The 10,692-nt window shown below is 61.3% G+C and carries 8 protein-coding genes and 3 pseudogenes; 2 read left to right on the top strand and 9 right to left on the bottom strand.

The features are described from left to right. Nucleotides 1-872: 872 nt before the first annotated feature. The 5 genes and pseudogenes from AC1DCM_RS25525 to AC1DCM_RS25505 form a co-directional block, all read right to left on the bottom strand. Nucleotides 873-1,272 (bottom strand): annotated as a pseudogene (locus tag AC1DCM_RS25525) (IS30 family transposase); the annotation flags it as partial. Between the two features lie 481 nt (nucleotides 1,273-1,753). Beyond that, the gene (locus tag AC1DCM_RS25520; RefSeq protein WP_477520170.1) at nucleotides 1,754-2,044 is read right to left on the bottom strand and encodes a hypothetical protein; all 291 of its coding nucleotides are present in this window, start codon (nucleotides 2,042-2,044) and stop codon (nucleotides 1,754-1,756) included. 290 nt (nucleotides 2,045-2,334) lie between these two features. Then, the gene (locus AC1DCM_RS25515) at nucleotides 2,335-2,619 is read right to left on the bottom strand and encodes a hypothetical protein (RefSeq protein ID WP_477520169.1); all 285 of its coding nucleotides are present in this window, start codon (nucleotides 2,617-2,619) and stop codon (nucleotides 2,335-2,337) included. Beyond that, nucleotides 2,555-2,806, bottom strand: coding sequence for a hypothetical protein (locus AC1DCM_RS25510; protein WP_477520168.1), 252 nt, complete (start codon nucleotides 2,804-2,806; stop codon nucleotides 2,555-2,557). Before AC1DCM_RS25510 ends, AC1DCM_RS25515 begins: the two co-directional genes overlap by 65 nt. A gap of 28 nt (nucleotides 2,807-2,834) precedes the next feature. After that, complete coding sequence (locus AC1DCM_RS25505) at nucleotides 2,835-4,016, bottom strand: LLM class flavin-dependent oxidoreductase (RefSeq protein WP_477520167.1); 1,182 nt, start codon at nucleotides 4,014-4,016, stop codon at nucleotides 2,835-2,837. 569 nt (nucleotides 4,017-4,585) lie between these two features. Here AC1DCM_RS25505 and AC1DCM_RS25500 point away from each other — a divergent pair. Together AC1DCM_RS25500 and AC1DCM_RS25495 are read left to right on the top strand one after the other, a co-directional pair. Further along, nucleotides 4,586-6,023: pseudogene (locus AC1DCM_RS25500) on the top strand (IS3 family transposase). Between the two features lie 299 nt (nucleotides 6,024-6,322). Further along, nucleotides 6,323-7,519 carry an MFS transporter gene (locus tag AC1DCM_RS25495; RefSeq protein WP_442006856.1) on the top strand — a complete coding sequence of 399 codons (1,197 nt, stop codon included), beginning with the start codon at nucleotides 6,323-6,325 and terminating at the stop codon, nucleotides 7,517-7,519. Between the two features lie 316 nt (nucleotides 7,520-7,835). Here the strand turns inward: AC1DCM_RS25495 and istB are convergent. The 4 genes and pseudogenes from istB to AC1DCM_RS25475 all read right to left on the bottom strand — a co-directional run bounded on the left by istB (nucleotide 7,836) and on the right by AC1DCM_RS25475 (nucleotide 10,431). Next, nucleotides 7,836-8,575: pseudogene (gene istB, locus AC1DCM_RS25490) on the bottom strand (IS21-like element helper ATPase IstB). Nucleotides 8,576-8,748: 173 nt separating this feature from the next. Then, nucleotides 8,749-9,147 carry an extracellular solute-binding protein gene (locus tag AC1DCM_RS25485; RefSeq protein WP_477520166.1) on the bottom strand — a complete coding sequence of 133 codons (399 nt, stop codon included), beginning with the start codon at nucleotides 9,145-9,147 and terminating at the stop codon, nucleotides 8,749-8,751. A 24-nt stretch (nucleotides 9,148-9,171) separates the two neighbouring features. Continuing rightward, nucleotides 9,172-9,417, bottom strand: coding sequence for a hypothetical protein (locus AC1DCM_RS25480; protein ID WP_477520165.1), 246 nt, complete (start codon nucleotides 9,415-9,417; stop codon nucleotides 9,172-9,174). A gap of 438 nt (nucleotides 9,418-9,855) precedes the next feature. Continuing rightward, entirely contained in the window at nucleotides 9,856-10,431 is a 576-nt protein-coding gene (locus AC1DCM_RS25475) for a TetR family transcriptional regulator (RefSeq protein WP_477520164.1), read from the bottom strand. Nucleotides 10,432-10,692: the final 261 nt, after the last annotated feature.

Below are 10,692 nucleotides of genomic sequence, written 5' to 3'. Positions count from 1 at the left end.
CAGGGATCCGCGCGCCATCACGCTCCTTCGTTTTCTCACAACAATTCCTCAATTCCTCACATTGGACCCACAGCTTCGGGGATCGGGCATCACGCCAAAGGCGGCCTCTGACGTGATCTAGACCACCCTACAGGGCCCCTGAATACGATYGCAACCGTATAGGTCAAACTTTTTGAATACGATCGCAAGGACACCGAACGCCGTGAGCCGGCAARTCGWATGGTGGCCGGAATGCTGGCACCGGTTCGGTCCACTACACGCTTGTGCCACGCCGGCTCCCGGCCACAGTATTTCGGATCTGGGTACGAGTCAACGCGATGAATGCCAATGCCAACGCGGCAGCAGAGCCGTGGGCCCGATACGCCAATCTCCAGCGCCACCCTCAGCTTCGCGGCTGCCTCGCGACATGCTTGCGGAATTTGCGTCGTCCCCCAAATCAGCCTCTGTTAAGCCCTGAGCGCGCCAGCCGCCTGGGGGACGAAGGTGACGAACATGAGCAAAATGCAGGCCTCCACCGCTGAACGATTTGGGGCGCAACCGTAGGCATATGCTCGTCACCAATTTCTCACGCTGTCACTGCGGAGAGATGGGTCGATCGCTCGGCCGCGAGAGAACCCGCTCGGCTCCCGATCTCGCTCCGCCACAACTTCGTCGAGTGCGGCGAATAGCTCCTCGCGCTCCTCGGTTTCGATGAACGGTGTCCTCTCGTCGCGGCTTTTGAAGGCAAGTACTCGCGTCGGAGATCCGTAAGGCGGGCCATGGTGGACTCATCTGGCTGCGGGCCGAGCGTCGCGAGAACGTCCCGCTTGTCGGGGACGGTCGAAAAGTGAGCCATTGCGACGGCGGCGGATTCCAGCAGCCGTCGCAACAATTTATGGTTCTACGGCAGATGAAGACAGTCTAGCCAGTCGTTCAACAGGATTCTGCCAGCCCAGGATCTCGCGTGGGCGGCGGTTGAGTTCAGCAGCAACCTTGGAGAGGTGTTGTGGACTGTGGACACTCAAGTCAGTGCCTTTCGGGAAGTACTGCCGGAGCAGGCCATTAGTGTCCGAGTTCGAACCTCGCTGCCAGGAACTGGCGGGGTCGCAGAAGTGGACGGGAATGAGTATGCGTCGCGTGAAAACTTGAGCAGGCCATTTCAGTGCCCTGGTCCCGCGTCAAGGAACGCCGGAGATGGGCGGGCAGTCAACCCATTGTGGCTGCCAGCCGATCGCGCCGATCTTCTGCACCGCGGTTGCCCGCCAGATGCACGAGGACAAGCAGTGAAGCCGTCAGCGCTTGTCTCATCTGTTCGCATCATCGGGTTGGATCAAACGTAAGAGGAATAGTCAAGGACAAATGGCATCGTATCCAATTTAGCGCGCGTCGGCGCGTTTAGGGCCCTGAGACGTGATCGTTGACGAACGTGCCGATACCTTCAAGAGCCTCACTCGCTTCCGCCAGGAACGACTCGAAAAGAGTCCACACGTGCAGCATCTCGTCGTACTCCTGATAGCTGGAGGCGCGCCCTACCGCCGAAGCTTGGCGGCCAGGTTACGCGAGCCGTCCAGAAGCACCCCAGCACCTCCGACCAGCAACTGACACGGCGGAAGCCAACCGAGGTCCGTCAACACAGGAAACGCGGCCAGTGCCGATACTCCGCCACGAAGATCCGCCGTTGGTGACCCCTGACACCGCCGCAGCATGTGCACGATTGAAGGATCGCCCTAGCGCTTGATCGGCGTGAGCTCTAGCTGCTCAGGCAGATCCATTTCTACTCGTCGTCTCCACCTGGCCGTGCGGCCATGTACGACCGCAGCTCCTCGGGAATTCCCGCATCACACGGTGCCGCTCCGGGTACGCGTACTCTCTGACGCCCGGCGAGACTCAGACCCAGCTCTTTCTGCGACGTGTAGTACTGGTCCCGCAATTGTCTGCGTTGGAATAGCCATCGGTCGCCGACTCGGCAGTACTCGTCGTCGTACCGGTACGCGGCGTTCTTGCGCTGTCGGTCGATCGCCACCTCGCCATGGCCCGTCTGGACCCCCAAGCGCCATTGTTGCACCAGGTGCCAGATCCACAAGATGCTGATGAACGCTGTGCACTGTCAGCGTGTACGTGTTCATGATCTGCCCGAAGAACTCACGCAACTTGGGCTTGCCAGAGTACTCAGTACCGGCTCGCACGAATGTAGCGCTATCCGAAGAGGTCTATCAACGCGTCCAGGTCGAGGCTGTCGACCACGATTGGGTAGGCCTCGGTGAGTTGTCGGATAGGTGCAGGTCGCTCAATCGCTGCACATGCAGCAGTTCCGACCCTTTTTCGATCACGGGGCTGATGTTGACACAGCGAACGTCAAGCATGATTCTGCGGCTTCATTGTCTCCTGCGGCTGTTCCCCGGTATAGCTGACCTGGCTGCCGGGAACGTGACGCCACTTCTGACCCTGGCTGCTTCCAACTCGGCCTCGATGCACGGCTGCTTCCAGCTCGGCCTCGATCGACTCAAGCAGAAGACAGTGATCGCCGTAGACCCCATATTCATCGGCGATCCCCATCAGCAGAGGCGCTCGTGGGTCAACGTCGTGGTGCGGGTGCCCGAATCCTTCGATCGGTTCGCGGGCGGCGCGTCGCTCGGACACGAAACTCTTTGCCTTCCAGGACGTGGGCCTGGCCATGCGTTGGCCACCGGCCGCTGATGAGGAGGTATGCCAGTTCACCGAAGCTGCGCTTGCCAATCATCGTGGTCAGCAGGTGGCCGCGAATGAGAACGTCGTCGTCGCGCACTTCCGCTATGTCCGTTGACCAGTCGACAGTTGTCGACGCCATGGGCGCCTTCCTCTATAGAAACGACGGATCAGACCGTCGTCGGCTCCGTGATGAGTTCGGGTAGGGAGGGCTTGCGGTAGGTCTTGCCGTGCTTTGCGAGTTCTGCCTCGAAGGCGGGAATCGTGTCAGTGCGGAAGAGCTCAAGGTCGTTGACGTAGTCGAACAGGTTCAGGCAGATCCCATCGATCTTGTTCGTCGCTGCCCAGTTCGCCAGCTGTGTTCCGGCGTCTTGGGCGCTGGCGATGATCGCGTCGCCGAGGAGGAATTCATGCACGTCTTCGCGGGTTCTCATGCGCTCTTCGGCGTCCTCGGCAGACGCGGCGCCGCTCGACACGAGCATGTTTCGCAGCGCCCCACGGTCGGCCTGGTCGACGATTTGCCGTGCACGCTCCTCCGCATCGGCCGTCGTCTTACCGACGATCACGGCCTTCGCGCCGATGAAGCCGCACTCAGTGCCGACCTCCGCCCGGATCTGGCGGAATTTCTCCGCGTTGTCGCCATAACTGAAGATGTAGTCTGCTCGCTCGGCTGAGAAACGCATCCCGGTGTAGGACTGGCCGGCATTCACGATCAAGGGCGAGACTTGCATCGGTCGCGGACGCCCGGACGCCTTGTCGATCTTGAAGTACTCGCCATCCAGCGTTGCCTCGCCGTCACGCCACAGCATCTCGACAACGTCCAACCACTCGCGCGTGTACGCGTAACGATGCTTGCGGTCCAGCAGCTCGACCCCCATTGAGGCGAACTCTTGCACGCCCCATCCGCTGACCACGTTGAGGCCCCAGCGGCCGCGTCCTATGTGGTCGAGCCCGACTCCGAGCTTGGCAGCCACTACCGGATTGAGCAGGTTGGTGTGCATCGTGGTCAGTAGGGTGATCTTCGTCGTGGCCGCCAAGAGTGCGGCCGACAAGGTGATCGAGTCGAGGCTCGCTCCCCGCCACACGATCTCGTCACCAGGCAAGCCAGCCCAACGCGACGGAGGCAATGCGAAGCTCATGCCCATCTCCTCCGCCGCCAACACCGTCACCAGGTTCTGCTGGAACGTCCACTCCGTCGCATTGGGCGCCAAGGTGGGCCACTCGCTGAACGACTGATTCGGCAGGAAGATCCCCAGCATCACCGAACCCTCATTGGTCCGCAGTGCCTTCTCGACGCAGTGTTCAAGATCCGAGCGGGTGGCCGGATCTGCGCTGGCAGGGTAGTACCGCATTAGATACCTCTCTGTGCTTGGAGGGAAGCGCCGACGCTCTCACGCGAATCAGGCGACACGTTCAGGGTCCCCTCTCGATGCGCTCATCGCGGTGACGTTCTGCTGTCGTTCGCGTGGATGTGGTGAGTACCGCCGATGAGCCCGGATCCTAGAATCGTATTCAATGGATGCTAACAGCATCCCGGCACGATTGTCACGCGACCATGCACAACCCGGCATTCTACAATTCCAGGCGCGACCCCCGTCAGTCTGCTTACGACAGTATGGTCGAACACCCGAGGAAGGGCCACTGATTGGAATCGGACTCATGACGATGTTAGATTCGTATTCAGCATGGTTTCCGCGTCACGCTATTTCGAAAGATTATTTCCGCGTCACAGTTTTCTGTGTGCGCTCGTCAAGTTTTTGAGACAGTTTCGTTGGTGTTAGGCGGCCAGGGGTTCCTGGGCGCGGTTGTACCAGCGTTCGATGTAGTCCATCACTCCCCTACGTGTCAGGCTGGAACGGTACCAGGGGCTCATAGCAAGTCCGTTTAATCGCCTGGGGCGAGAGCCAGGAATCCAGTAATCATGTCCAGTCCAGTTTTGGGTGCAGTACGCGAAGATAGTGCTGTGAATAGTAGTAGTAGTAGTTCTGGGCCGCGGGCCGGTGGTCCGCGGCCGCGACGGTCGTTCACGCCGGTGCAGAAGCTCGAGTTTTTGGCCGCGTACGTGACCGCCTGTGAGAGCAATGAGGGCGGCGCGTTCCTGCGCAAAGAGGGCTTGTATTCCTCCCAGATGACCGAGTGGCGGCGGCTGCGTGACGCCGGTGCCCTCGCCGGGAAGAAGGCCGGGGAATCGATCGGGAAAACTCTCGGCGGACCAGGCTGAGAACGCGCGTTTGCGCCGCCAGTTAGAGGTGAGTGAGAGCCGGTTGAAGAAGACCGAGGCAGCCCTGGACCTGATGGGAAAACTACAGGCGTTCTTAGAGAGCGCCTCAGAGGATATGCCGGACGGGCCCCGGTCCAAGAAACGCTGATGGCCACCTACCGCTCGATGCTGGAGCTGAATATTCCATCACGCCGGGCGGCATCATTGACCGGGGTTTCCAGGACGACCGCGAACCGCAAACCGGCACCGCTACGGGATCAGCCTGCGGTGGTGCCGCAGAACAAGCTCAGCACCTCCGAAAGGGCCGGGATTCTGGCGGCGCTGAACTCACCGGAGTTCGTGGATCTGGCTCCCATGCAGGTCTACACGAAGCTGCTCGATGATGGGATTTATCTGGGTTCCCTGTCGACTTTTTACCGGGTGCTTGAGGAAAACAGCCAGGTCAAGGAGCGCCGCCGGCTGGCCAAACAGCCGCCCCGGGCGGTTCCTGAACTGGTCGCGACCGCCCCGGGGCAGGTGTTCACCTGGGATATCACCAAGCTCGCCGGCCCGGTCAGGGGCAAGTATTTCGACTGCTACATGATGGTCGATATCCATTCCCGGTTCATCGTCGGCGCGCACGTCCACGCAACCCTCCGGAGTGCTGGCCGTGGAGATGATGAAGGAAATCTTCGGGATCCACGGAGTCCCCCAAGTCGTACACGCGGACCGGGGAACGTCCATGACATCCAAAACCGTCGCCGCGCTGCTCTCGGATCTGGAAGTCACCCGATCCCACTCCAGACCCCGGGTGAGCAATGACAATCCCTACAGTGAGGCGCTGTTCAAGACGCTGAAATACGGTCCCGAATTCCCTGAACGCTTCGCCTCAGTCCACGACGCCGGCGCCTTTATCAGCGGCTTCGTGGACTGGTATAACCACCATCACCAGCACTCCGGCATCGGCTTCCACACCCCAGCGAACGTCCATTACGGCCACGCTGCGGCAGTGGCCATGGAACGCTCGGCAACCCTCGCAGCAGCCCGCGCGAAACACCCCGAACACTTCACCAACAACGCAGATCCCAAAATCCTCGCACTCCCAGGACCAGCCTGGATCAACCAGCCAAAGGAAATCACCGAACAGTCAGCCGCCTAACTCCCATTGGTACCGCTCAGCTTGAAAAATTCCGAAGGTCGGCTACATATCAGTTGGGTGGACGTGGTCATTGGTTCCCGTTCGCTCGGCGTGCACAGAATGCACCGCGCGCTGCTCATGGAGGAGCCGCCTCCTTGCTGCCTCCGCTCCTTCGTATCAGCGGTAATCGGCTCAGCCAAGCCAAATAGGGATCGTATGCAAAGAATCATGGGTTCGAGTCCAGCCTCAAGCCCTCGGTCGTGTAAGCTGGCACTCCGCGCGCCACCTCCGGTGACGCGGACTTCCGGAAGGGTGCAGTCGTGGCGAAGGGTGAACCGAAGCTGTGGTCCACAGGCTTCGTCCTCGCTTCCGCTGTCAATTTCTGCATCACCCTGGTTTTCTACCTGCTGATGACGATGATGGCACTCTTCGCTGTTGAGCAGTTCAGCGCTTCCCAGTCCGCCGCCGGCCTCACGGCGAGCTGCTTTGTTCTCGGCGCGGTCCTGGCCCGCATCTTCGCCGGCAAATTCCTGGACTTCGTCGGCAGACGGCGGATGCTTCTAATCGCGCTGGTCGTGTTCGTCATCGCCGGGATTCTCTATATTCCGGTGGACAACCTCATGCTGCTGGTGGTGATCCGGACTGTCCACGGGATGACATTAGGTGCCTCGAGCACGGTCCTCGCGGCATCCATCATCTCGCTGATCCCGGTCCTACGGCGCGGCGAGGGAATCGGGTACTTTGGTATTTCGGCCACCCTGGCCAATGCCATCGGGCCATTTCTCGCTGTCCTGCTCATTGATTCGGTGACGTACGAGGCGGTGTTCGCCGTGAGCTCGGCGTCTGCGGCAGTTGGGCTGATCCTCGCCCTGTTCTTGCGTCTACCTGAACATCAGCCGACGCCGGAACAGGCCGCCAACAAATGGCGCATGCGCCCCATCGACATGTTCGAGCCGGCGGCGCTGGCGATGGGCAGCGTCATGTTCGTTGCGGCGATCGGCTTCTCCGGGGTGCTGACATTCCTCAACTCCTTCGCCCAGGCAGAGAACATGGTCGTGGCGGCCAGCGCGTTCTTTCTCGTCTACGCAACCGTCACGCTCATCTCACGCCTCTTCGTCGGCCGGATGCAGGATCGTCTCGGTGACAATGCCGCGATCTACCCGGCGTTGCTCTCCTTCGCTGTTGGCCTCGGCCTTCTCGGGATCGCACCCGACTGGTTCGTTGTGGTGCTCTCCGCCGTGTTCATGGGCTTCGGCTTCGGTAGTCTCTTGCCGAGCGCGCAGGCTATCGCCGTCACTATGTCACCCCGGAACCGGATCGGCGTCGCGACGTCGACGTTCTTCGTGGTGATGGAAACCGGTTTCGGAGTCGGTCCGCTCGTTCTAGGTGTGCTGCTGCCGCTGACCGGCTTCCGCGGAATGTTCGGCGTTCTCGCCGTCGTCACTTTTCTCGCCGGGGTGCTTTATCACTTCGTGCACGGCTTCCGGAACGTCAAACCCGCTCACCCAGCCAGCTGACCGGGGCGGCCCGTCCGCGATGGGGCTCGTGCGCATCGGCCGGCGTTGAGTGGATGCGTCTGCGCGACGCGCAAAGCCCATTGTGCCGCGCGAAGCGCCGTTCCGCCTGTGCCGAGCCCACCGGCCCTCAACGGATGCCGGTCAGCGCCACGACCTTCGCAGTATCTGCTTTGCTTCGGCCGGCCCACGGCTATATCGATATCGAGATGCACTGCGCTGGCTCACCGTGCTCGACGTTGCCAGTAATGACTTCTGTCAGCGATGGTCGAAAAGTGAGCCGTTTCGCGGGCTGAAAAGTGAGCCACTTTGACCTTGGTTATTCTGCCGTATTTTCGGGGCTTGTCGAGGGCAGCGAGTCGACTTGGGTGTGTTTGAGGCGGTAGCTGGAGCCTTTGAGGGGGATAACTTCGGCGTGATGGACGATGCGGTCGATCATGGCCGACGCGACGACCTGATCGCATAAGACGTCGCCCCAGCGGACGAAGGGCAGGTTAGAGGTCAGGATCAGTGAGGCGTGCTCTTAGCGGGATGAGACCAGTTGGAAGAACGGGTTCGCGGCGTCCCGCTCGAAAGGGGATGTAGCCGTCTTCATCGATCTATGCGGATGTCCCTAGCGGCGTAGCCTGACTAGTTCCTGGGGCAGCCTGCCGTTCTGGTGGGCTGCTTGGAGCCGGGCGACCCACTCGATGGCGGTGGCGAACAGGACCCGGGGACCGAGCTGGGTGGCCCGCAGGCCCAGGCCGGTGGCGAGGTGTGTTTTGCCGGTGCCGGCGGTCCGAGCAGGACGATGTTGGATGCTTCGGTGAGGAAAGTCCCGGTGGCCAGGTACGCGATGGTGTCGCGTTTGAGTCCGGGCTGGTGATCGAAGTCGAAGTCCTCGAGTGATTTCCGGGGCCGGGAACCCGGCGGCCCGGGCCCTGATCTCGGCTCCGGATGCTTCCCTGGCTGCGACTTCCCGGGACAGGACAGCGGCGAGGTACTCCTCATGGATCCAGCCTCCTTCACGGGCCTGGTCCGCGAGACGGGTTGCTGCTTCAGGGATCCGGGTGCTTCCATCGCCCGGGAGTAATACTCGATCTGGCCGACGGTTTCTTGGCGGCCGGCATGAGGTGACCTGCCCGCCGTGCGGCCTCCTGCCTGTTCCGAAGCATCAGGCAGGAGGCCGCACGAGACATGTCACTTTTTCTCAGGAAATAGTTCATCCATCCGCTGGAGCAAATCAGCTATCGTCATCCCATCGCCGAGGAGCTTCTGTATTCTTCCTGCTCATTCACGGCCAACTCAGGATTTGGCCATGTCTGGTCAATGAGTGCGGCCGCCCGGCCGGCGTCGATCTTCTCGAAAAGTGGATCCAGCACCGCGGAATGCGTCCAGGCACTCGCGATTACTCGTGCCACGTTCTGAGCGTCGGCAGCCGCCGCCTCTTCCGGCTTACTCAAGAACTCGATGAAGCGCATCGCCCCTACAGGATTCTTGACCTTTGAGTTCACGGACAAGCCATTGCCAGCACTAGCTGGCACCCAGGTGTCTTTCGGGTTCTCCGTGGCGGGTAGCACGAACATTCCGATGTTCCCGGGATCTCCTGCGGCCGCCGCGACTGTGCCCAAGGTTGCGGAGGTCGAGATCACGGCGAAAGCACTGCCTTTGGCGACTTAATCCGCGGCCTGCTCGATGGGTGTGCCCAGGAAGCCTTGCTGAAAGCAGCCGCGGCCCCTCATCTCGAGCACCTTCCCCAGCGCCTCAGACCATTTGGATTCCGAGAACGTGGCGCGGCCGTCGGCCTGTGCCTCCGAGAAACCCGGATCCTGTCCATAAACCAGCGTCGAAGTGAGCGCGAAGGCGGGAAGGTGCACTGCCCAGAGCGCCTGTGCCGGGTACGCGAATGCGACCTTGCCCACGGCCTTAGCTCAACGAGCTCCTCCCGGAACGGACGGGCAGTGACTGTCACCGTCGTTGCAGCCCATAACGCCTGGACCAGACCACTCTCTACCCGCCGGGCCGGCGATTAAAAGGACCCTGGCCAAAGAACCCAACAAAGTACTACTAGGAGGCTGCTGAATTAATCGGCTGAATTTGGGGCGCGATGGCTGGACTGGTGGGCCTGGTGGTTAGATCCCCACCAACAAAAATCACCTGGATGAGGCACCAGCTTCTGAGGCAGAATGAAGCCAAGGGGGCGGAACCTCCCCGTTTTCGCACCCAAGGGTGCTGACCAGAACAGGCCGCTAGACGGCCACTTGATGGCGTTCCGCCCGCCCCACAACCACTTAGTTCAGCAGTCTCTTAGCTGTCGCGAGGATTCCTGATTGGTCGTAGACCTTCGCGGCAGAACAGGCTCAGAGTAGTTCGCCGGTGAGGTGTCGGGCGTAAGTTCCGAGCCCGCGCCGCAACTCCAGATAGATGTCGCGCACGCTGGCATCGGCCCCCATCTCGGCCCTGCGAGCCCATTCGTCGAACGCGAGGCGAGTTGTCGTCGAGACCAATGCCACCAGCGCGCGGGCGGTGAGCACGTCGGCGCTTGCGCCAGCGGCGTCGACGGCGGCATCTGTCAACTCGTCGATGCGCTCGGCTTCATTGGCCAGCGTTCGCGCCAGAAGTGCGGGCTCGCTCTGCACCAGACGTCGTACCCGTAGCGTCCGGCGGTGCTCCTCGGGCCGTGCGTCGAACTCACCGAACAGTCGCATCCACGCGTCTTCGAGGGCCGCGACGACCGGTGCGCCGCTGCGGATCACCGCGACCGTCTCATCCATCACGGCGCCCAAGCCTACGTCGTTGACGCAGACGGCCTGTTCCTTCGTGGCGTAGTACCGAAAGAAGGTACGCTGAGAGATTCCGGCCGCATCCGCGATGTCATCGACCGTGGTCTCCGTAAAACCGTTGCGTTCAAACAACTGCAGCGCGGCATCCGACACTTCACGTAGCGTCTCCCGGCGGCGCCTCTCGCGAAGACCCAGCGGCGCCGCGGCGACTGGAGAAGGCCCATTCATGTCTAAAAGTGTACATCGCTGCCTAAGTGGCAGTGACTGTCATATACTGGTGGCTCGGCTCAGCAATCCGCCATCACCCTAAGTCCAACATCGGCAACGTCACCAGCAGGCTTCACCGACCACACACTCGCGGCCCTCGTCGCCGCGGGACTCCACGCCCGACACCGATTCAGAGAAAGAAAGAAG

It is taken from the genome of Paenarthrobacter sp. 10N417 (genome assembly GCF_056394745.1).
Note: the sequence above shows the minus strand (reverse complement) of the source record. Positions and strands in the feature narration are given on the sequence as shown.